Here is a 20,618-nt window from a genome sequence, read left to right on the forward strand (position 1 = left end):
GAAAATATGGCTATGCAACTAAAGCCCGTTCTAAAGAGTGGGAAATACTGTTTAGAAGCAGTAGTAAGTCTTCCACCTATTAAAAAGGACGAACAAATAAGATATTTTTATAACTCTTTTCTTCTAATCTTCTTATTCAAGAACTGTTTACTTAAAAATTACTTACTCCAAATTATCTCTCCAGTATGTGCATCAATATAGCGAATTTTACGGCATACGCTAGCATCTTTCTGATATTCTTCACTACCCTCAGTTGCCATTTGTTTATATATGAGTTCATACTTCGGTGTATCTGTATCATGATTTTCATGCCACTGTAATTCAACACGAAGAGCACTTCTATATGTTTTTAACGCCTGCTCTTTTCGTATCTTTGCGCTAGTTTCATAAGTAAGTAACTCTTCTATTATACCTTGAGATATACCCCTATACATTGTAACGTCTCCCGTTTCTGTATCTATGTTAATCATAACCAATAAACACTCAACTGGAATGCCATTTATATACACAGAAAAACAAAATCTCCCCGGACTATCCTCTTCATCATGATTATCCCAAAGACGGAGATACTCAGCCGCATTCGGAATGACATGTTCTAAAAACTGCAGTGCTTTTTCTAAACATTCTTCTCGTGATAATATTACTTTTTCTTCTCTTTCAGGGATTGCACAGAAATAATGAAGCAACGTATTTGTTGCTTTATCAATCCCAACCATCACATGATTTTTATATCGCAACATAGGTAAATGCTTTTTATAAAAGTCATCCATTAAATATGTATTTGCTTCCTGCTTATTTTGCAATTCTTCCTTTGGAACAAATCTCATCCTTATTTCGTTTCCACAGTCATCCTCAGATACTTTCACGAATCCTTTCTCTTCTAAAGCAAGTAAACGGAAAATATCTTTTTCTTGTTCCTTATTATTTGGGAGCATGCTTATCGCCACAGTGGACGGTAATTTATAATGTTCTGGTTCAAATAAATTTTCCCCTGTGCATGCATCAACCAGTGCAGAAATTGGCTCTGGCTCATAAACAAGTCGATATCCGTTTGCCTCTTTTCCACCCTCATACTCATATAATTCAGGAAATAATTGTGCAAACACAAGTTTCATCTCTTGTCTCTCTTTCAGCTGCTGTAAAACTTGTTCCTTTTCGATAATCACTTCGGGCCATACTGGCTTTTCTTTTTTGCCATTATGATTACGAAATGCAATAACATTTCCTGACGGATGAATTCGCACAATACATCCCGTATGCGGCAAAGGGTACCCATTTACCTCTTGAGAATAGTGAACTTCTTGCATTCCACACCATTCTTTTACATCCATATATGTGTATTCTTCATATTCTGTTGTTATGTATTTCGTTACAAATGAATGAGCAATTTCCTTCGCTGCTTCCTCTCCCATCTCTTCATTGTTACTTGGGAAAAATGCTTCATCATCTATATCCAATTCGATTAATTTACCTGTATATCTATTTAAAGAAATTCGTATGCTCTTCTCGTTATTATCTTGATGTTCCCAAAATAATACATGAAACGGTTCATTCACTGTTTGATCATCCACAACAAGATGATATTCAGCTGGAATTTCAATAATATGTGCTACTTGCTTTTTTCTTTCTTCATCTTTTTGATTCATCATATCCTCTCCCTATCTCTAGATATGGTAATTATATCATTTTCTAGAAAAAGTCCCTCAATCTATAGAAAAAACAGCTAGACTTCTCTAGCTGTTTTACTTCGTTTCACGATGCAATGTTACCCGCTTTAATCGTGAACAATATTTTTTTAGTTCGATACGTTCTGGGTTATTTCGCTTATTCTTCTTTGTAATATAATTACGATCACCGCATTCTGTACAAGCTAATGTTATATTTACGCGCATATGTAGCCCTCCTTTTCAAAGATTGCAAATAAAACGTAATGATTACGATTTATATATTATACATTAAAATTTCATTTGTCAATTACATAATAAAGTGAAACTTTTATCAGTGAGGTTTTCTTCATCCCCTACTGATTATTAGCCCTCACCAATCGGACTTTTACGGGCGTTCTATCTCCTACCTAACTTTTTTTACTTTCGCCGAATTTTGAGGCGGGAGTCTTACTCCCCGCAAATAGCGGGATAAATAGAAAGAAAGCGACTAAACCATCTTGATTTTAAGATGATTTTAGCATTTATTACAGAAAAGACAAAAAACTGCAACAATTAGTTCATACGAAATTCACATCAATCGATTACTATTAAATTTGTACATAATGAATTTACTAAAAATCTCATTTATGAATATATGAAGCCTCATTAGAAAGGAGTTAAAAACATGAAAGCTAAATATCGTTTTATGATTTCATCATTTGCAGCATGTGCTTATATGATTTGGTATTTAGTATAATAAGCAACCTGACTTGTAAATATGAAAAGGTGTGTATATAAATGGACTATAATCAATCAACTGTTAACTATTGGAAAGCATTTGTATTACCATATACATTCGCTTTAGAAGAGTTAAAAACAAAATTCGAAATTATGAACCGGGAAGCTCAATTTTTAGAAGACTATAACCCGTTTGAACATATAAAAACAAGATTAAAACAACCTGCAAGCATCATAAAAAAACTGGAGCGTAAAAATTTAGCTCCAACAATTGAGAATGCCCAAACACATTTACAGGATATTATCGGCATACGGATTACATGCTGCTTTGTAGAAGATATCTACCACTTAAAGGAAGTTATTGAAAATCGTGAAGACATGCAAATTGTAGAAGTCAAAGACTACATAGCCAATCCAAAGCAAAATGGCTATAAAAGTTTGCATATGATCATTAAGTATCCATTATCATTGAATTCTGGCACAAAAGATGTCTTTGCAGAAATTCAGTTACGTACACTTGCAATGGACTTTTGGGCAAGTTTAGAGCACAAGCTCTACTATAAATATGAAGGGAATATTCCCGATTATTTGAAAGATGAACTTCACGATGCTGCCATGAAAGCTGAAGAACTTGATAATAAAATGGCAACAATCCGCCAAGATATCGATGATATTGAAGCATGTTCAAATCAAATTTTATTACCATTATAAAAATCATACTAAGTAGTTCAGCTTTCGTGGAGAAACAATAGAAATAGCATACAAATTATTAGGCCAAATCACATATTGATTTGGTCTTTTATTTTTGCTATTATTTCAACGTTTTTAATGATTTGATATATAAGCAAAAAAAGATATGAAATAGCACTCAATGATTACGTATAACTGATAAGGTATTCGATTTAAAAACATAATATATCTAAAATAGTTCACTTAATATTGGGAAAACTTTTTTTGGAAGGTAAATGGAAATTTTGTGTTAAAATAAATGAATATACAGATTCCGAAAAGTTGTATGTAAACTAATGAGCAGAATACTTGAATCAGACTGAATAAAGAATAACTCCTTAGAGGGAGGGGATACAATGAAAAAAATAATGGTTGTCGGTGCTTCGGGAGTTCTTGGTAAATTAGTTTGTACAGAACTACTTCGTATATTTAATAATCAAGTTAAATTAACAGTTACTGACTATAAAGCTGATAGAGGAATGAGATTAGCAAAGTCATTTGATCAGGAAGTGATGTTTCAATATTTAGATGTAACTAATGAAGAAAATACAAAGAAAATACTTAAAAATATTGACATTGTAATAGTTATTTTAAAACAACAAAACCCATATATTCAAAAAGCTTGTGTAAATAACGATATTCTATGTATCGATGTTACACCATTTACGGACTTTGTAAAAAAAATAGAAATATTGCATCAAGACACTGAAAAAAATGAAGTAGGGTCAATCGTAATGTCTGGATTCTTTCCAGGATTATCTGGATTGATGGTTAAAAAAGCAGTCTCAAATTTTCATGAAATAACAGAGGTGAATGTAGGGCTACTACAAAATACTAATGCAAAAGCTGGAATATCAGGAATTTTAGACATGTTAAAAATAATTTCTCAACGTGTCGATTATTATGAAGACCGCCATTCAACTAACTTATCAGGATTTTCCAAAAAAAGAAGAATGTATTTCTTTGAACCAAATGATAATCGGGAAGTAAGACTAATTGACCATGCTGAAAAACAATTCCTACAAAAAGCACTACATATTAAAAATATAAACTATTGGACTTCTTGGAATAGTGTTTTCTTTAACAAACAAATCTCTTTCCTTAAAAAATTTGGATTAATTGATGTTATCCTTAAGCTTAATAATAACAAGTTTCTTTCAAAAATTGTTAAACATAACCCCAATAAAAATGAAGATGCGTTTCTTACAGTAGAAGTAACAGGGGTTATTGATGATACAAAGTGTAAAAAAACTTTATCCTTATCCACCTTTTCTGATTATCATTTAACGGCTATGGTTACAGCTGCCTTGGCCAAGATAGCAGTTAATAAAAAGATAACAGGTGTAGTTTTTCCTTCTGAACTAACGAGTGTAGATGAAATACTTTCTGAAATAAATTGTAAAGATGTAACTTTTAAAGAATTTTTTCAAAAATAAAGTATTTATAGCTTAGTGGTTCTTCTTAATTCCCCTTTGTTCTTGGACAACCTTATGATATAAATTATGGTATTAGTTCAAGAACAAAAAATAAACACGCTAAACAACGCTTGGAGATGTATCTAAGCATTTTTATGTGCTAAATTTATTGCTAATTGTATCGTTTTTTGGTACGAAAATTTTACTGTGAATTTAAATTTTCTCCACGTTATCGGAACTACTTATCCTAATACAAAGCCTTTTTTATTTCTTTTTTATCCCCCTATTTGCGGGTAGTAAGACTCCCACCTCAAAATTCGGCGAAAGCAAAAAAGTTAGGTGGGAGATAAACTGCCCGTAAAAGTCCGATTGGTGGGAGATAATAACCACCAATGTGGGATGAAGAAAACCCCCACTGATTAAAGTTTCACTTTATCGTACGAACCTCTTCAATTTTCCAATGTTCCTCTTCTTTTCCAAGTGCATACTGCACTTTTTTCTGAAGAGATTTTCCACTATCCATTTCTTTTTCTTCTGTTTCCGCAATAACAAAATTACCTTTCGTATCTTTAATCTGAACATGCTCTAACTCAATTTTTTTATTTCCTCTTTGAAATGCTGCTTCTTTTTGTGTCCGTAAATCTTCAGCACCAACAATTTTGGTTGAAAACAACGCCATATGTTGATCGAGGTTTTTGTCATTCGTTGTTTGAACAAATGCCTCAATTACATTTCGAACTTCTTTTTCATCTTCTGGTGTTATATGTAGTTTCACTTCTTTTTTCACTGTGATGTCTTTCTTCTCTACCTCTTTTTTCTGTGTTTCCTGCTGAGATTGACATCCCATTAACAATAATCCAGCTGCAATAACAATCCCTAATTTCTTAATGAATCTTCGCATCCTATTTCCTCCCCCAAAAATAAAAAGCGAGGCAAACTGCCCCGCTTTTTATTTCGCAATTAGCGTCTACCTTTATTCGGGTCACCACCGCCAACAATATCGAAAACACGTTTTGCTATATTTGTATTTTCTTGAACACCAGAGAATAAGTATTTACCTGGTCCAAATGCATATACGTTTACATCTTCACCAGTATGTCCACCTGTTGTCCAACCTGTAACTGATCGCTTATTAAAGATATCTTCAATTGCATTATCAATTTTCGTTACATCTTTTGATGGAGCAATATCATTAACAGCTTTAATTTCTTCTGGCGTTAATTCTAAATCAATATATTTTTTCAATGTTTCTTCTACATTTGCACCTTTTACAATTTCATTTGCCATAAAGTCTGGTGTGCGTTTTGCAGCTTTAATTGCATCTACTTTAAAGTTATATTCACCGTTCGCACCTAGAGAGAAACCACCTGTAGAATGGTCAGCAGTTGCAACGACTAATGTATGCTTATCCTTTTTCGCAAATTCGATTGCTGCTTTAAACGCTCTTTCGAAGTCTTCCATCTCACTCATCGCTGCCACTACATCATTATCATGACCAGCCCAGTCAATTTGGCTACCTTCGACCATTAAGAAGAATCCCTTATTATTTTTATTCAAGCGATTAATGGCTGCATTTGTCATTTCTTCTAATGAAGGTGTTTGATCATTACGATCAATCATTTTATCTAAACCACCTGGTGCAAATAAACCAAGAATTTGATCATTTTTATCGTTTAATAATTGCTGACGATCCGTTACATAACTATAGCCAGCTTTCTTAAATTCTTCTGTAAGATTGCGATCCTTTCTTACGAAGTTATTCACACCGCCGCCAAGCATAACATCTATTTTATGCTTACCTTTAATTTTTTCATCAAAGTAATCATTCGCAATTGCATCCATATTTTTACGACTAATATCATGTGCACCAAAGGCAGCTGGTGTTGCATGTGTAATTTCAGAAGTTGCAACTAGCCCTGTTGATTTCCCTTGTTCTTTCGCTTGCTCAAGTACCGTTTTTACTTCTGTTTTATCATTATCAACTGCAATTGCTGCATTATATGTTTTCACACCCGCTGACATCGCTGTTGCTGCCGATGCCGAGTCCGTAATATTTTCATGTTCATCTTCTGGATATGTCTTTTGTGTTCCTACAAGATGTTTATCAAATTCTAACGGCTCCATTTCAAATGTTTTTGGATTATCTTTCATATAACGATGAGCTGTCATATAAGAAGGCCCCATACCATCCCCAATTAATACGATGACGTTCTTAATTTTTGCATCATTTTCTTTTCCGTCTGCCTTGATTACATCCGAACGCGTAAAGTTCCATGTTGTTACTGAAGCAATTGCTAAAGATGCAACAGCAGCAAACGGCCATGCTTTCTTTACAAACTTTTTCACTTTTTTGTCCCCCTAATAGGTTATTAAGTTCCCTCTACTCAATTTAATGGAAAACTATTAAGGAAGAGTTAGACTTATGTAAATATTTTGTTAAGTTATGTAAATTATAGTTATAATTTGTATTTATTTGTCTATTGTTATGAAATATAGATTTTACAAAACACATGTAAGTGGATTGGATTTTCTGCAAATTCACAACAAAATCTTTACATTTCCTATGATAAAATATTCTTACTATCGTTTGCTCTTTCTGTTTTCACTTCGCATGTAGCAGAAAAAAGCCCTGACCGCTTCTATGCATGGCCAGATGCTCTCTCCCATCTAAAAAGAAAAGGGGGATATGTCGGTTTTTTAATTGATGTATATATAATTAGAAATGTGGTGATTCTCTATGCAAATACAAAAACTAAATGAATCTAGTATTCCAGATCTTCTTTCGCTTTGTGAGGCTGTTGGTTGGTTACAGCATGAATCGTTTATGAAGAAACAATTTGAAATGTACCTTTCAGTCGGAACATTATTCGGGTGTCTCCATCGCAACAAACTAATCGCTACTGGAGGAGTATTTCCTTTTGAACCCGGCTTTTCTTCCATTGGTATGTTAATCGTTCATCCTGACTTTCAGAGACAAGGAATTGGCCGCGCCTTGCTAGATCATTGTCTGCAACTAGCCGAGGCCGCCCTTCCTACTATCCTTATTGCAACAGAAGCTGGTATACCTTTATATGAATCATATGGTTTTAAGACAATAACAAAAATTCATCGATTCGAAAAACTTGTTACGAACTCAACTACGAATCTCTCTCATTTAAAACAAATTGAACAACATGATCTTGACTCTCTCATTGAACTGGATCAAATGGCAACAGCCGCTCATCGATCACATCTCTATTCATTATTACTATCTAGGGCCAACTTCTCTCTTAAATTAGAAAAAGACCATAAAATAGAAGCCTTTGCATTATGTACACAAAAAGGGGATGTATTATGCGTTACCCCCATGATCGCCAAACAGGAGGAAGATGCTATACGGTTATTACAAATGATTTGTAACGCTTGGAATGGAGCAATCCGTATTGATGTTCCACATTCACAATTTACATTTCGTAAATACCTTCAAGCAGAAAATTTCCAAGAAACACTACTTTCACCTCTTATGATAAAAAATGGAAAACACCTCTCTGGAAATCGCGATATGCTATTTGCTATGATAGATGCAGCGTTATGTTAGAAAGGGGACACCTATTTGAATCGAATGAAATATTATATGGTGAGTTGCCTCGCTCTTACCCTATTAGCGGGATGCAGTATGGCAGAAAAGCCAGCAGAACAAGCAAAACAAGTAAAAGATACAATTGCAACCAAATTAACTACCGATGAAAAAATGGTCGAAATAGATGGACAAACTATTTATTTCAAACAAATTGGAAAAAAGAAACCACCATTACTTATGCTTCATGGATTCGACGGATCATCTAACGGCTTTCGTGATATTTATTCCGAATTAGCAAAAGACCATACCATTATTGCTGTTGACATTTTAGGATTTGGTCGCTCGTCTAAACCAATGGATTTCCAATATACATTCCCAAATCAAGCAAACTTATATTATAAGTTAATGAAAAAACTAGGCTACGATACATTTTCAGTCCTTGGTCACTCCATGGGAGGAGAAATTTCTCTAAATTTAACATACTTATATCCCGATGCAGTGACCCATCTTATTTTAACGGATGCCACAGGGATTAGATCGTTAACGAATAAAAAAGGCTCACCAAAGCCTCAGCTATCGAGCGATTTACATACGGTTTCTTCTATTGCAAATTATGATGAAAGCAAAGTAAAATTCAAACGGAATGACACAGAACACTATACAAAAATGAAAAACACGCTGTGGGCCAACCGTCTTCGTATTAATGCTAATAAAATTCAAGCTCCAACTTTAATTATTTGGGGAAGACATGACGATAGTGTCCCTGTTACAGAAGGTGAATCCTATCATCAATTCTTAAAAAACAGTACTTTCCACGTTATAGAAAAAGGTTATCATGCACCATTTCGCCAAGAACCAGAAGAATTTATGGGATATGTAAAAGAATTTTTTGAAAAGAATCCAATCCAAACAACGAAGTAACAAAAACGGGTATCCCATCTTTGAGATACCCGTTGCATATATTAAGCAGCTGGTTTTTGTCGTCTGTGCATTTTTGAACCTAGTAATTTGGGTACAATCCAGCCATCGACTCCAAGTTTTCCGGCATTCATACCAGAGACAAGAACGAACATAGATAAAATAACCATTTGTGGATTTACACCTAGAGACCCACTAAACATATAGGAAAAGTTCATTACAAGGCCAAAAAAGACAGCTGTTTTCGTTAAACAACCTACAATTAAACCTATTCCAACTAGAATCTCTCCCCACGTTACAAGTGTGTTAAATAGATCGACATTCGGGATGGCAAAGTCTTGTAAAAATGATGCCCACCAAGATTGAACAGCTGGTTGTGCTCCTTTTGATTTTTCAATAGCTCCTTGCAAATAACCTGTCGCATTAAATCCATTACCTTGGAGTTTACCGATACCAGCCATCACCCATGTATACCCAAGATAAACACGGATAACCGCTAACACAAAAGAAACTGCTTTGTTTTCTCTCAAAAATTGAATAACCATATAATCCCCCTAAAACTGTAATTAAGTTAGTTACAGAAAATGCAATAACATTAGTTACTTATTTTATCATGTTAATTATCAATTATGATAATCACATAGATTGTTAAAGACTAACATTTATATAGTTACTTTCATTTCCCTGCAAAAAACTTAAACACATCATAACATAATTGATAATGATTTTCACTATCTTTCATAAAAAAATGATATGATAAAGAATAAAACGTACTTNNAAGTACGTTTTATTCTTTATACAGTTCAAATGTAAGAGTCTCATCATCTAATAGTTTCGCATCTTGAAATGCATCGTCTATTGTTTTTTGATGATTGATAATTCCATAAAATAAGCGAATTGTAAACATAAGTGCTGCATTTCCATCCACATAATCTGTTGAACCAATGTATGCTTTCACACCACTATTTAAAAAAACTTCCGCAAGTTTTGGATCCCCTAAAGTACAGCCACTATTGATAATATATTTATTATGCAATTTTGCATATCGTTTGATTTCACCTACACCAAAGTTCCCTCTCGGTTCATCTTCTTCATATACATCTTCTCCTAATTCCCCCATTATTAACTCACCTTCATCACCATGGAAACAAAAAATAATATAATTTACATCTTCATACAAACTTTTCCCTGAAAGAACATCTATCAAATCACGTGGCCGACAAATCCAATATGTAATAACTCTTGCCCCCAAATACTCAAATGTCGCTCGAAGTGCTTGTGCTTCTAAATCAGAATTATCCCCAACTACCAATGCAATATTCAAATGAATCCCTCCGTTCCTAAGGTCATTTCATATATACCTGTTTCTTCTAAAAAGTCTTCTCTGGTTAGCGCTTGCTTTTGTAAGTACTGCCTATATGCCGTGATTGTTCCATCATGTGAAACAACATAGATTCTTTCTGCCTTTAATGTACAGCACCAATTGATGAATTGATCTGCAATATTCCAAAATTCCGTCTCTGAAATCGTATTCACCCCCTCATTCCACAATATACCATTTATACTTTCTCCTAAAGAAAAACTAGGAAATAATTCTTGAATCAACTGCTGATTTAGTAACTGATCACAAGGCAATGTTCTCGCTCCTTTACGATACGGAAAAATACGCGGGGAAATATACGGATGTGTTACTTTACGACAGAACATTTGCGAACTCCATATTGCCGCAGTTTGTAATGTTCGGAGGGTGGGACTTGCGATTAATACATCAGTTTCCTCTAGTGGCAAACTACTTTGAAGTAATAACGCTTGTTTCTCACCTTCTTTTGTCAAAGGCGGATTCTCTACTTGCAAACTCATTGGTAAATCTTTCGTATGCTTCCCTTCACCATGTCTTATGAAAATAAGTTTCATTGTTTTATTCCTTTCAGTAAAAATAAGCGCCTCCTTCTACAATTCTTTCTTCTTTATCATCCTCTGAATTCCTTCCACAATATTTTTTAGCGCAATGGTAAATACAAATGTAAAAAACATTTGACACACATTTTGGAAATTATTATGATAAATGATGTAAAACCTTTTTTACACCATTTATTTTTTTAGGAGGGTTCACAAAGATGAAATGGCTTATTTATTTTATCGGCATGATAATATGGGGATACATAAATGGATTTTTTAGTAGTGATAAAACTGCTAATCCTTGGATTAAAGATGATGAGCGAGAACAAAAAATTAAGCATAAAGCAATTATAGCGAGTTGGTCAGGAATTTTTATGTTTTGTATAATTAGCCTTTTTAATAAATTATTAGGTTTAGGTGGAGGAGAAAAATCACCTTACTTACCAGATCCCTTCGCCACTATTTTAAAAGAAAATGTTGAGTTACAAGTTTTAATTATACTTTTCATCATGTATGGAGTTTTTTATTTATATTATCGAAAAAAATTGAGCGCTTAAGCCTGTTCATTCATTAATCCATCATTTCAAACTCATGATTTTCCTCCCAAATGGTTATAGTAACAGAGATAAAGTGAAACTTTAATCAGCCCTCACCAATCGGGCTTTTACGGGCAGTTTATCTCCCACCTAACTTCTTTGCTTTCGCCAAATTTTGAGGTGAGAGTATTACTGTTCGTTAATGCGGGATAAAACGAAACTCTGAGGAGGATATATCAATGAGTAACTCAAACGACTTTTTAGACACAATACAAGAGAAACAAGCGAAAGACGAGCAGAACAGAAAACACCAAGGTAAAGGGAACCCTGGGAAAAAGAAACCAAATAAAACACACAAATAATCATCAGCAAAAATGGATTTACCTAAAATAATTTTAGGTGAATCCATTTTTTAGTTCTCTTTTATAGAAACAACATCATCCCAATTCCACATCTCATAATAACTCCCCAGTACATCAATATTTCCAATCCATTTCTTCGCTTTCGATCCATCACGGTTTGCCAGCCACATGTTAGCTGTTTTGCGATTTGAACGCACCCAAGTCAGCTGCTTGTTGCGTTTTATATACAATGGGTGATAATCTCCATATTTGTTAGGAGGGATTGTAATCTTTCGTTGTAAATCCGTTTCAATATCAACTTGATATAAAGAAGGTAATGACCTTTTTTCTTCTTCGTTTGCCCACTCCATTTCTCTTGCTCTTGAAAGAGTAAGCAGTTTGTCGTTATGCCAAGTAAAATCCCAATCAACATATCCTTTAGGAGTAAATTTTTCTCGCTGAAGAGCAGGTAACTCTTTTACTTTAAAATGTTTATTCTCTAACGCAACCCTCCCGCTTCCTTCAATATAAGCTAATATATTTTTCGATGGAGCCCATTGTATCCACCTGCCGTTTAGTAACATTTGATCCACTTTTTCAAAATGACTGCCATCCGCTTTCAAAAGACAAAGTGTATTACTATCAGCTGACCACGAGGCAGTTGGTTCAGCTAAAAAAGCAATCCACTTTTGATTTGGCGACCACTTGAAATTACTTGCAACATAAGCTAGGAAATCCTCCTGCATACTCGGCAATGAATACAGGTGCTTCATTTTATTTGGATTCATTCCAGCATCACTTTGCACTTCATATAACTGCGCTCCTGTCCAACCTGTCGAAAGCAGCTGAGCAGTGGAAGATACGAGAAATTTCTTTCCATCTGGGTACCATGCATAATCCCCTACACCTGACGATACATTTTCAAATGTTGCATTCTTTTTTTCTGCATCAAATATATTTAACGTGCCTGTAAATTCAAATGCAATTGTATTTTCTACCGGGGACCATTGATAGTTTGTTGCTTCTGCATGAAACGGGACAATCTTTTTTCCATCCGCAACTCGGTACAATTCAAGTCGATTTTGTTCTTCCCCCTTTGCGTATGCAATCCATTTCCCATCATGTGACCATTTTGGCTTTGTTATGTACTCTCCTTTTGTTATTTGTTTTTCTTGTCCATCTATTTTCAACCACAGATTATGACCACGAATAAACGCTACTTTTATCTCGTTTATCTCAGCTTGAACAGTAGGCACAGCTTCACATAAACAGTAAATGCAGATAATAGAAACAATAAGGTGCTTCCACATTTTTCTTCGATCCTCCTATCGCTCATCCATCTTATCATTCCCTGCATTTTTTATTTAAATAAAATTATTGTTGACAACTTTTCAAATATAGTTTCATAATACAAAACATAGTTTAGTTAAACGAATTATATATCGGCTTTGGAGGAATCCTAGTAGCGACTTATATCCCTGTCTCAGAGAACTGATGGTTGGTGCGAATCAGTACACATACAAGCGTGAATTACAATTCTGGAGCTTCTTTCCCATAGTGCAAGTAAGCATGAAGGGAAAGACGGGTCTTTCCGTTATCTTAAAGTGAGTGGTAAACAATTTTTCTGTTTACAAGTAGGGTGGTACCGCGATTTCTATCGTCCCTATCGGAGTTTCCGATAGGGACTTTTTTGCATCCCCCTTTTTAAACAAATTCATATATTACGCGTTGAAAGAATCGCAGTAGTAACTTATATCCCTGTCTCAGAGAGCTGATGGTTGGTGTGAATCAGTACATATACAAGTGCGAATTACAATTCTGGAGCTTCTTTTTCGTAGTGCTATTTATTGCATGAAGGAAGAGACGGATTTTTCCGTTATCAATAACTGATAAGTAAGCACATTCTTGCTTACAAATAGGGTGGTACCGCGATTTTTTCGCCCCTATCGGAGTTTCCGATAGGGGCTTTTTCTGTTTCTCACAAAAGAAATATTAAATAATTCCGAATCTTATGATAAAATTTTATAAGCGCTTACAATAATTGAAAGGTGGTGATATATGCCAAAGAAACCGTAGCAATGTTTACAGATAAAAAAGGAGGATGTATCAATGACAAAAAAAACAGAAATTCCATCACATTTAAAACCATTTGTATCTAAGCAACATTATGATCAGTACACACCAGTTAACCACGCTGTGTGGCGTTACATTATGAGACAAAATCATAGTTTCCTCAAAGATGTTGCCCATCCAGCCTATGTCAACGGGCTACAATCATCTGGTATTAATATAGATGCAATTCCAAAGGTTGAAGAAATGAATGAATGCTTAGCACCAAGCGGCTGGGGCGCAGTAACAATTGATGGACTTATCCCTGGCGTAGCATTCTTTGATTTCCAAGGTCATGGTTTATTACCGATCGCAACAGATATTCGTAAAGTAGAGAATATCGAATATACACCAGCTCCTGATATTGTTCATGAGGCGGCTGGTCATGCACCAATCTTACTTGATCCTACATATGCAAAGTATGTAAAACGATTTGGACAAATTGGAGCAAAAGCTTTCTCAACAAAAGAAGAACATGACGCTTTTGAAGCAGTGCGCACGTTAACAATCGTGAAAGAAAGTCCAACTTCTACACCCGAAGAAGTTGAAGCTGCCGAAAGAAAGGTAATCGAAAAACAAAAACTTGTTTCTGGATTATCAGAGGCAGAACAAATTTCTCGTCTATTCTGGTGGACGGTCGAGTATGGATTAATTGGAGATATAAATAATCCTAAAATTTACGGTGCTGGCCTTCTTTCCTCCGTCGGTGAGAGCAAATATTGTTTAACAGACGCTGTAAAAAAGGTTCCATTCTCAATTGAAGCTTGCACAAAAACGACCTATGATGTGACGAAAATGCAACCTCAACTATTTGTTTGTGAGTCATTTGAAGAATTAACAGAAGCGCTTGAAAAGTTCTCTGAAACAATGGCTTTCAAGATAGGAGGCACAGAGGGCTTAGAAAAAGCAATCCGCTCTGAAAATACAGCAACAGCTGAACTAAGTAGTGGGTTACAAATTACAGGCACATTTGCAGAAACAATTCAAAATGATACTGGTGAAGTGATTTACATGAAAACAAATACACCAACCGCATTAGCGCTAAACAATCAACAACTAGCGAATCATTCTACAGCTGTACACCAAGATGGATTTGGCACACCGGTTGGTTGGTTAGAAGGTAATATTGCATTAGAGGACTGTACAGCAGAAACATTACAATCATTAGGCATTATTATCGGTAATCATGCCGAACTTTCCTTTACAAGCGGTGTTCATGTAAAAGGAACCGTAACAGACATTGTGAAAAACGATGAGAAGATTGCTCTTATCTCATTTACTGATTGCACAGTTGTCTACAAAGATCGTCTATTATTTGCTGCTTCATGGGGAGCGTTTGATATGGCAGTTGGTTCAAAAATTACTTCTGTATTCCCGGGCGCAGCAGATGCAGCCGCATTCTTCCAGATGGATGAAGAAAAAGAAGAAGAACCAACGCCACTTGCATTAACGGAACTTGATCGCATGTATCAAACGGTTCGTGATATTCGAAACGAAGGAGCATTACAAGATTCACATGTAGAACAGTTAGTAGCCATTCAAGAAGTATTAAATAAGTTCTACGCAAAAGAATGGTTGCTTCGCCTTGAGATTTTAGAATTGCTTTTAGAACATAACAAAGGACACGAAACATCTGCTACATTACAAGAGCAGCTCTCTGCTTTTACAGAAAACGAATCTGTACAACGTTTAATTCATAATGGACTTACCCTACTTCCAATAAAGGATGTGAAAAATGATGCAACGCCTAACAAATGAAGAAGTACAAGAGGAATTGATGAAGTTAGATAAATGGACAGTGAAAGATGAAAAATGGATTGAAAGAAAATATATGTTTTCCGACTACTTAAAAGGTGTCGAATTTGTCTCTGAAGCCGCCAAACTATCAGAAGAACATAATCACCATCCATTTATCCTTATCCAGTATAAAGCAGTCATTATCACTTTGTCATCATGGAATGCAAAAGGCTTAACAAAACTTGATTTTGAGCTAGCAAAACAATTTGATGAACTCTTTTTACAAAATGAAAAAGCAATTATAAGAAAATAAACAGGAGAAGCCTTATTTAGGCTTCTCCTTTTACAATGAAATGAATACAGTGACCAAATGGATCGTCTACTTGTAGTATTCCATCTTTGTACGTCGCAATAGCGCCAATATATTTTAAGCTTTCACATACTTGCTCTTTTTCTTTCTCATCAGCTAGTACAATTGTGAAATATTTCAAGCCAACAGAATTTGGCATTTGCTGTGGTATCCCTTCACCTTGCCATGTATTAAAACCAATATGGTGATGATATCCACCGGCTGAAACAAACAATGCACCATTACGAGCTGGGATTGTTACTTCAAATCCAAGTCCATCCACATAAAAACGTCTTGCTTCTTCTAAATCAGCTACATGGAAGTGAACATGTCCCATTACCGTACCACCTGGAAACCCATTCCATGCACTTCCTTGTTGTAATAATCCTTCACCATCTAATGGGTTACTAACAAATGGAAGCTCTCCCTCTTCATCACGCCACACTTCTCTTTGACGATCATGATAAATTTCAATTCCATTTCCATCCGGGTCAGACAAATAAATAGCTTCGCTAAAGTAATGATCTGCTCCGCCTTGTAACGGATATACTTTTTGTACAAGATGAAGAAGGATGTTTGCTAAATCCTTTCTGCTTGGCAATAAGATTGCATAGTGGTATAAACCAGTGCGGCCTCTTTGCTTTGGAAGAGCATTCTCTTTCTCTTCTATTATAAGAAGGGGTTCATTATCTTCATTACCAAACGTAACGATCGTTTCCTCTTCTTTGATCACTTTCATTCGTAATACATCTGTGTAAAATGCAATTGACTTTTGTGTATTCGATACGTGTAAATGAACAACGCCGAGTGTTGTATTTGGATGAAGTTGAAAGCTCATATTGTTATACCCCCAGGTTCAATTAGTCTTTTTTAAATACAGTGGCTTTTAAGAAATTATCTACAAAACCATCAGCTTTCGCAACAAATAAGTAAAGACCCATTGCTAATAATGCAAGTTCTAATTCAAATCCAGGATTCTTTCCATCTCCTAGTAAACCAGCTGACCATTTTACTTTTATAATTGCTCCAACCATAACTAATGCAAATAATAACCCGATATATCTTACACCTAAACCGACAATTAATAATAGACCACCGACTAATTCTGCTGTTGCTACGCCATACGCAAGGCCACCTGGTAAACCAATACTTGTAAACCATCCTGCAATATTGTCAATTCCTGATTGGAATTTTGTTAAACCGTGCATGAAGAATGTTATTCCTAACACGATACGAATAATTAAATTACCAATTTGTTGATTCATTTCTTTCTCTCCTTTAATTGTTTTGTTATACAAAACTTTTATTCTCATTACAAAACATACAATATTTTTTTTTATTCGTCAATTCATTTTTCTTGAGAAAAAATATAATTTTTTTGCTATGATACAAATAGTTGTTTACAAAAAGGAGATTGATTTTATGAACATTGGTTCTGCAATACGTGAAATTCGTCAACGCAGAGGCATCACAATCGCCCAAATTTGTGAAGGAACAGGACTTTCTAAAGGTTTTATGAGTCAGGTTGAAAATAATAAAACCTCGCCATCCATTTCAACTTTAGAAACCATTTCTAATTTTTTAAACGTTCCTCTCCCTTATTTGTTACTTGAACAAAAAGATCGCATGAAAATTGTAAAAAAAGAAGAGCGAAAATACAGTGTGTACGGAAAAGATGAGCAGAGAATTGAGCATGTCGCTGAACAAGGTGGTCTTCGTTTATCTTTAGTAGAAATCCCAATTGGGTTCCCAAAAGAAAACATACCAAATGCTCATGAAGGTGAAGAATGCCATCTTGTGTTACGTGGAAAATTAGAAGTGCAGCACGGAGAAGATATTGCAATTGTAGAAGAAGGAGATTCTTTTTCCTGGAGTGCATGCGTACCGCATATTGTGCGCAATATTGGCGAGGAATCTGCATTATTACTTATCTCCAGCCATGCTGAAAATCGAAAGCGTGTATATTAAACAGCAATGCAAACAATACAAAAAGCCTGTTTTCAAAAATGAAAAACAGGCTTTTTGTATTATTCTCGTACAATTCCATGACTTGATCCTACTAATACTTCTTTCCCTTTTTGATTACGATACACCGACTCTATAGATACCTTTTTATACCCCTCCATTTGTTCGACACTTATGAGAGTTACATCACAAGTAATTGTATCTCCAGTAAAAACAGGCCTGATGAATTCACTTACCAATTCCCGTGCTATGTAATGTAAGTCTCCACCAATTTTCGTACCTATGCTTGCAGTTAATAAACCATGCACCATTAAACGCCCCTGCTCATCATGCTCCATATGGTGTCTTCCTTTATCACCTGTAAGATGAGCAAATTCACGAACTTCTTCTTCTGTAAATGTTCTTTCATACTGAAGTGTATCCCCGACTTTTATATTCATTTTTATCCCCCTTTTAAATTTCTGAATTTTCTTTATAATATTAACATAAAAAAACTATAAAATGAATGATTGTTCATTTTATAGTTTTTAATCTTTCTATCGATGTCCCTGCTTTTTCGCTTCATGATAACCGTAATAAGCACATGTCCCATTCTGTGATAAATCTCGCACTTCAAATCCGCAACTACGATAAAAATCAAAATTATTAGCAGATGTATGGGCGAGCCAATCTCCATGGGGTAGTTTCTGCATACAAAGGGAAACGAGCTTCTTTCCTAATCCTTTTCCTCTATATTCACACTTCACAACTAAATCCATAATATTGGCAGCCATTATCTGGTCAGAAATGACACGAACCATCGCAATCATTTCTTCATCATCCCAAATCGTAAAAGCCCACGTGGAATTTTCAAATGCTATCGTAAATTTTTCAATTTGCCAAGATGGAATGCTATTGTTACTCCAGCCTGCATCTTCGAATAAACTTTTAATTGCATAAGCTGGTACACCTGTCGTTCCTTCTCGAATAATGAGCCCATTATGATAAATATACAATCCCATTCCCCCTTTTATTGTTATATACTATTCTTTAAGAGTTAAATATTACCTTTTTAAAAAGAGAAAAAGATGGGGAAATTATTATGTTTATTTTCTTTTACACTTCTTATGATTACCGTGCAAACTACTAATATAGTATTTTTGAGTCTATGGCTTCTTACATTACTTCCTTTACTTAAAAAGCAACATTATCATCATTTTGTATGGACTGCTCTTTTATTTGGGATTGGATTTTCCCTTTATTTATCTGCTATGAATCAAATTTCATTTTCTTCAAGAGAACTAACGATTATTGTAAAACGTCTTTGCCTACTTCTTGTTTTTGTGCCATTTCTCTTAGATGCTCTTGCACGCAAACAGCGGATATCTCTAAATTGGCATCCACCACAGTGGAATAATACTTTACGTATGCCTTTTATTTGGAGTGGACCTCATCAAGCGAAAATTTATATGTTTCTTATCATCGCAATTTCTATTAACATCATCACCTTTACACCTTTTCTACTGCAAAAAGAATGGTCTTACATACAACATATTTTGTTATTTGCTTTATTGTTTTCGATTATCAATGGTGTACTAGAAGAATGTATTTGGCGAGGAATCTTACTGCGTCATTTTTCAAATCAGCTTGGTGAAAAATGTGCTGTCGTACTTACAAGCATCGGTTTTGGTTTACAACATTACTCTTTAGGTTTTCCTTGGAGTATTTGCACTGCATTCATTTTAGCTGGTGTATTTTATGGAGGAATTGTTGTGAAGTCAAAGAGTATAATACCAGCTATTATATGGCATGTAGTTTTAAATATATTAATGGTATTTAGTGGTCTCATTCTTTAAAAGAGCAGGATTTATCCTGTTCTTTTAATTGCATATACAAGAACATCTATTCCATGAAATGATGCTGTCTTCTCATAACTCATTCCTGTTTTTCGGGCAACAAAGATAGAAGCCGGATGATCCGGATTAATAAGAGAGATGAGCTTATTTAGTCTTAATGCTTGGAAGCCATAATCCCGGAACGCTGCCGCGGCTTCTTTTGCATATCCTTTCCCCCAATATTCTGGAAGTAACCAATAGCCAATTTCAATTTCTTCTTTTCCTTCTACTTGCTGCCTTACAAGCCCTGCATGCCCAATTGGTGTCCCCGTATCCTTTTCAATCATCAAAAATAATCCTAGACCATTTTTATAACCTGGAAGAACCCAGCTTTCGAGGCTTTTTTTACACTGCATATATGTTTTGGGAGTCCCACTCCCAATATAGCGCATCACTTTCTCATTTTGCCATAAGGAAGCGTAAAACTCTAAGTCATCCATCGTATACTTACGAAATTGTAAACGGTCTGTATGAAACATACCCTTACTCCTTTCTCGTAGATTCTCTTACTATAACTGAAATAGGCAATCGAATCTGCTGTACAGGTTCTCCTTGTAATTGTTTATGCAATAAAGCAATAGAAGCTTTGGCCATACTTTTAATAGAAGTTTGTATCGTCGTTATATTAGGATTCATCATCATCGAAAGTTCTTGATTATCAAATCCTATAACGCCAAAATCTTGCGGAATACAAATGTTCAATCTTTGTGCTGTCATAATCATGCCAGCAGCTATTTCATCACTGCCTGTAAAGATTGCATCTGGCGTATTTTGCATGGAATGGATGCTATGTATCACCTTTT

The 20,618-nt window shown here is 35.0% G+C and carries 24 protein-coding genes and 2 other annotated features; of the genes, 10 read left to right on the top strand and 14 right to left on the bottom strand.

Going from position 1 to position 20,618, the window contains the following annotated elements; translation table 11 throughout:
• Window positions 1–158: 158 nt before the first annotated feature.
• Window positions 159–1,649, bottom strand: a complete 1,491-nt coding sequence (locus COO03_RS09745) for a YcdB/YcdC domain-containing protein (protein WP_097896975.1) — start codon at window positions 1,647–1,649, stop codon at window positions 159–161.
• A gap of 93 nt (window positions 1,650–1,742) precedes the next feature.
• Window positions 1,743–1,892, bottom strand: a complete 150-nt coding sequence (rpmG, locus tag COO03_RS09750; protein WP_097896976.1) for a 50S ribosomal protein L33 — start codon at window positions 1,890–1,892, stop codon at window positions 1,743–1,745.
• Window positions 1,893–2,444: 552 nt separating this feature from the next.
• Between rpmG and COO03_RS09755 the strand changes: the two genes are divergently transcribed.
• Both COO03_RS09755 and COO03_RS09760 read left to right on the top strand, forming a co-directional pair.
• The gene (locus COO03_RS09755) at window positions 2,445–3,095 is read left to right on the top strand and encodes a GTP pyrophosphokinase (protein ID WP_097896977.1); all 651 of its coding nucleotides are present in this window, start codon (window positions 2,445–2,447) and stop codon (window positions 3,093–3,095) included.
• A gap of 374 nt (window positions 3,096–3,469) precedes the next feature.
• Window positions 3,470–4,549 carry a saccharopine dehydrogenase NADP-binding domain-containing protein gene (locus COO03_RS09760; protein WP_097896978.1) on the top strand — a complete coding sequence of 360 codons (1,080 nt, stop codon included), beginning with the start codon at window positions 3,470–3,472 and terminating at the stop codon, window positions 4,547–4,549.
• A gap of 406 nt (window positions 4,550–4,955) precedes the next feature.
• Here COO03_RS09760 and COO03_RS09765 read toward each other — a convergent pair whose 3' ends face one another.
• Both COO03_RS09765 and COO03_RS09770 read right to left on the bottom strand, forming a co-directional pair.
• Window positions 4,956–5,429: a hypothetical protein gene (locus tag COO03_RS09765; protein WP_097896979.1), complete on the bottom strand. Its 474-nt coding sequence runs from the start codon at window positions 5,427–5,429 to the stop codon at window positions 4,956–4,958.
• Between the two features lie 59 nt (window positions 5,430–5,488).
• Window positions 5,489–6,874 (bottom strand): alkaline phosphatase, encoded by a 1,386-nt coding sequence (locus tag COO03_RS09770; protein WP_097896980.1) that lies wholly within the window; start codon window positions 6,872–6,874, stop codon window positions 5,489–5,491.
• A 391-nt stretch (window positions 6,875–7,265) separates the two neighbouring features.
• Between COO03_RS09770 and COO03_RS09780 the strand changes: the two genes are divergently transcribed.
• Window positions 7,266–8,105 carry a GNAT family N-acetyltransferase gene (locus COO03_RS09780; protein WP_097896981.1) on the top strand — a complete coding sequence of 280 codons (840 nt, stop codon included), beginning with the start codon at window positions 7,266–7,268 and terminating at the stop codon, window positions 8,103–8,105.
• Between the two features lie 24 nt (window positions 8,106–8,129).
• A complete protein-coding gene (locus tag COO03_RS09785) occupies window positions 8,130–9,008 on the top strand; it encodes an alpha/beta fold hydrolase (protein WP_373605243.1) in 879 nt (292 codons plus the stop codon).
• Window positions 9,009–9,049: 41 nt separating this feature from the next.
• Here the strand turns inward: COO03_RS09785 and COO03_RS09790 are convergent, their stop codons facing one another.
• The 3 genes from COO03_RS09790 to COO03_RS09800 form a co-directional block, all read right to left on the bottom strand.
• Window positions 9,050–9,550, bottom strand: coding sequence for a DoxX family protein (locus COO03_RS09790; protein ID WP_097896983.1), 501 nt, complete (start codon window positions 9,548–9,550; stop codon window positions 9,050–9,052).
• 242 nt (window positions 9,551–9,792) lie between these two features.
• Window positions 9,793–10,329, bottom strand: coding sequence for a delta-aminolevulinic acid dehydratase (locus COO03_RS09795; protein ID WP_097896984.1), 537 nt, complete (start codon window positions 10,327–10,329; stop codon window positions 9,793–9,795).
• Window positions 10,326–10,919 carry a histidine phosphatase family protein gene (locus tag COO03_RS09800; RefSeq protein ID WP_097896985.1) on the bottom strand — a complete coding sequence of 198 codons (594 nt, stop codon included), beginning with the start codon at window positions 10,917–10,919 and terminating at the stop codon, window positions 10,326–10,328. The genes COO03_RS09795 and COO03_RS09800 overlap by 4 nt, the downstream gene beginning before the upstream one ends.
• 203 nt (window positions 10,920–11,122) lie before the next feature.
• On the opposite strand from COO03_RS09800, the gene COO03_RS09805 reads away from it, so the two are divergent.
• Both COO03_RS09805 and COO03_RS09810 read left to right on the top strand, forming a co-directional pair.
• Window positions 11,123–11,461 (top strand): phosphoglycerate mutase, encoded by a 339-nt coding sequence (locus COO03_RS09805; protein ID WP_097896986.1) that lies wholly within the window; start codon window positions 11,123–11,125, stop codon window positions 11,459–11,461.
• Window positions 11,462–11,679: 218 nt separating this feature from the next.
• The gene (locus COO03_RS09810) at window positions 11,680–11,802 is read left to right on the top strand and encodes a DUF4023 domain-containing protein (RefSeq protein WP_097896987.1); all 123 of its coding nucleotides are present in this window, start codon (window positions 11,680–11,682) and stop codon (window positions 11,800–11,802) included.
• A gap of 50 nt (window positions 11,803–11,852) precedes the next feature.
• On the opposite strand, the gene COO03_RS09815 is transcribed toward COO03_RS09810, so the two are convergent.
• The gene (locus COO03_RS09815) at window positions 11,853–13,091 is read right to left on the bottom strand and encodes a TolB family protein (protein ID WP_097896988.1); all 1,239 of its coding nucleotides are present in this window, start codon (window positions 13,089–13,091) and stop codon (window positions 11,853–11,855) included.
• Between the two features lie 129 nt (window positions 13,092–13,220).
• Window positions 13,221–13,449 (top strand) — a binding site (T-box leader).
• A 51-nt stretch (window positions 13,450–13,500) separates the two neighbouring features.
• Window positions 13,501–13,729 (top strand) — a binding site (T-box leader).
• Window positions 13,730–13,890: 161 nt separating this feature from the next.
• On the opposite strand from COO03_RS09815, the gene COO03_RS09820 reads away from it, so the two are divergent.
• Window positions 13,891–15,648 carry an aromatic amino acid hydroxylase gene (locus COO03_RS09820; RefSeq protein ID WP_097896989.1) on the top strand — a complete coding sequence of 586 codons (1,758 nt, stop codon included), beginning with the start codon at window positions 13,891–13,893 and terminating at the stop codon, window positions 15,646–15,648.
• Window positions 15,626–15,940 (top strand): 4a-hydroxytetrahydrobiopterin dehydratase, encoded by a 315-nt coding sequence (locus tag COO03_RS09825; protein WP_097896990.1) that lies wholly within the window; start codon window positions 15,626–15,628, stop codon window positions 15,938–15,940. The genes COO03_RS09820 and COO03_RS09825 overlap by 23 nt, the downstream gene beginning before the upstream one ends.
• A 16-nt stretch (window positions 15,941–15,956) precedes the next feature.
• Here the strand turns inward: COO03_RS09825 and COO03_RS09830 are convergent, their stop codons facing one another.
• On the bottom strand, window positions 15,957–16,814 hold the full coding sequence (locus tag COO03_RS09830) for a VOC family protein (RefSeq protein WP_097896991.1): 858 nt from the start codon (window positions 16,812–16,814) through the stop codon (window positions 15,957–15,959).
• Between the two features lie 22 nt (window positions 16,815–16,836).
• Window positions 16,837–17,241 (bottom strand): DoxX family protein, encoded by a 405-nt coding sequence (locus COO03_RS09835; protein ID WP_097896992.1) that lies wholly within the window; start codon window positions 17,239–17,241, stop codon window positions 16,837–16,839.
• Window positions 17,242–17,398: 157 nt separating this feature from the next.
• Here COO03_RS09835 and COO03_RS09840 point away from each other — a divergent pair, with 157 nt between their 5' ends.
• A complete protein-coding gene (locus tag COO03_RS09840; RefSeq protein WP_097896993.1) occupies window positions 17,399–17,944 on the top strand; it encodes a helix-turn-helix domain-containing protein in 546 nt (181 codons plus the stop codon).
• 59 nt (window positions 17,945–18,003) lie between these two features.
• Here COO03_RS09840 and COO03_RS09845 read toward each other — a convergent pair whose 3' ends face one another.
• Both COO03_RS09845 and COO03_RS09850 read right to left on the bottom strand, forming a co-directional pair.
• The gene (locus tag COO03_RS09845; protein WP_097896994.1) at window positions 18,004–18,381 is read right to left on the bottom strand and encodes a MaoC family dehydratase; all 378 of its coding nucleotides are present in this window, start codon (window positions 18,379–18,381) and stop codon (window positions 18,004–18,006) included.
• 96 nt (window positions 18,382–18,477) lie between these two features.
• On the bottom strand, window positions 18,478–18,936 hold the full coding sequence (locus COO03_RS09850; protein WP_097896995.1) for a GNAT family N-acetyltransferase: 459 nt from the start codon (window positions 18,934–18,936) through the stop codon (window positions 18,478–18,480).
• 72 nt (window positions 18,937–19,008) lie between these two features.
• Between COO03_RS09850 and COO03_RS26385 the strand changes: the two genes are divergently transcribed.
• The gene (locus tag COO03_RS26385; protein ID WP_098211966.1) at window positions 19,009–19,776 is read left to right on the top strand and encodes a CPBP family intramembrane glutamic endopeptidase; all 768 of its coding nucleotides are present in this window, start codon (window positions 19,009–19,011) and stop codon (window positions 19,774–19,776) included.
• An 11-nt stretch (window positions 19,777–19,787) separates the two neighbouring features.
• Here COO03_RS26385 and COO03_RS09860 read toward each other — a convergent pair whose 3' ends face one another.
• On the bottom strand, window positions 19,788–20,294 hold the full coding sequence (locus COO03_RS09860; protein WP_097896996.1) for a GNAT family N-acetyltransferase: 507 nt from the start codon (window positions 20,292–20,294) through the stop codon (window positions 19,788–19,790).
• 4 nt (window positions 20,295–20,298) lie between these two features.
• Window positions 20,299–20,613 (bottom strand): substrate-binding domain-containing protein, encoded by a 315-nt coding sequence (locus COO03_RS09865; RefSeq protein WP_230322422.1) that lies wholly within the window; start codon window positions 20,611–20,613, stop codon window positions 20,299–20,301.
• Window positions 20,614–20,618: the final 5 nt, after the last annotated feature.

This window comes from Bacillus sp. AFS098217, from assembly GCF_002551815.1.
Classification (GTDB): Bacteria; Bacillota; Bacilli; order Bacillales; family Bacillaceae_G; genus Bacillus_A.

Coding starts and splice junctions, on each gene's coding strand:
- COO03_RS09755 (WP_097896977.1), top strand. CDS start 2,445: ATGGACTATAATCAATCAACTGTTAACTATTGGAAAGCATTTGTATTA.
- COO03_RS09800 (WP_097896985.1), bottom strand. CDS start 10,919: ATGAAACTTATTTTCATAAGACATGGTGAAGGGAAGCATACGAAAGAT.
- COO03_RS09780 (WP_097896981.1), top strand. CDS start 7,266: ATGCAAATACAAAAACTAAATGAATCTAGTATTCCAGATCTTCTTTCG.
- COO03_RS09745 (WP_097896975.1), bottom strand. CDS start 1,649: ATGATGAATCAAAAAGATGAAGAAAGAAAAAAGCAAGTAGCACATATT.
- COO03_RS09820 (WP_097896989.1), top strand. CDS start 13,891: ATGACAAAAAAAACAGAAATTCCATCACATTTAAAACCATTTGTATCT.
- COO03_RS09790 (WP_097896983.1), bottom strand. CDS start 9,550: ATGGTTATTCAATTTTTGAGAGAAAACAAAGCAGTTTCTTTTGTGTTA.
- COO03_RS09815 (WP_097896988.1), bottom strand. CDS start 13,091: ATGTGGAAGCACCTTATTGTTTCTATTATCTGCATTTACTGTTTATGT.
- COO03_RS09810 (WP_097896987.1), top strand. CDS start 11,680: ATGAGTAACTCAAACGACTTTTTAGACACAATACAAGAGAAACAAGCG.
- COO03_RS09765 (WP_097896979.1), bottom strand. CDS start 5,429: ATGCGAAGATTCATTAAGAAATTAGGGATTGTTATTGCAGCTGGATTA.
- COO03_RS09860 (WP_097896996.1), bottom strand. CDS start 20,294: ATGTTTCATACAGACCGTTTACAATTTCGTAAGTATACGATGGATGAC.
- COO03_RS26385 (WP_098211966.1), top strand. CDS start 19,009: ATGGGGAAATTATTATGTTTATTTTCTTTTACACTTCTTATGATTACC.
- COO03_RS09805 (WP_097896986.1), top strand. CDS start 11,123: ATGAAATGGCTTATTTATTTTATCGGCATGATAATATGGGGATACATA.
- COO03_RS09785 (WP_373605243.1), top strand. CDS start 8,130: ATGAAATATTATATGGTGAGTTGCCTCGCTCTTACCCTATTAGCGGGA.
- COO03_RS09845 (WP_097896994.1), bottom strand. CDS start 18,381: ATGAATATAAAAGTCGGGGATACACTTCAGTATGAAAGAACATTTACA.
- rpmG (WP_097896976.1), bottom strand. CDS start 1,892: ATGCGCGTAAATATAACATTAGCTTGTACAGAATGCGGTGATCGTAAT.
- COO03_RS09830 (WP_097896991.1), bottom strand. CDS start 16,814: ATGAGCTTTCAACTTCATCCAAATACAACACTCGGCGTTGTTCATTTA.
- COO03_RS09760 (WP_097896978.1), top strand. CDS start 3,470: ATGAAAAAAATAATGGTTGTCGGTGCTTCGGGAGTTCTTGGTAAATTA.
- COO03_RS09840 (WP_097896993.1), top strand. CDS start 17,399: ATGAACATTGGTTCTGCAATACGTGAAATTCGTCAACGCAGAGGCATC.
- COO03_RS09835 (WP_097896992.1), bottom strand. CDS start 17,241: ATGAATCAACAAATTGGTAATTTAATTATTCGTATCGTGTTAGGAATA.
- COO03_RS09825 (WP_097896990.1), top strand. CDS start 15,626: ATGATGCAACGCCTAACAAATGAAGAAGTACAAGAGGAATTGATGAAG.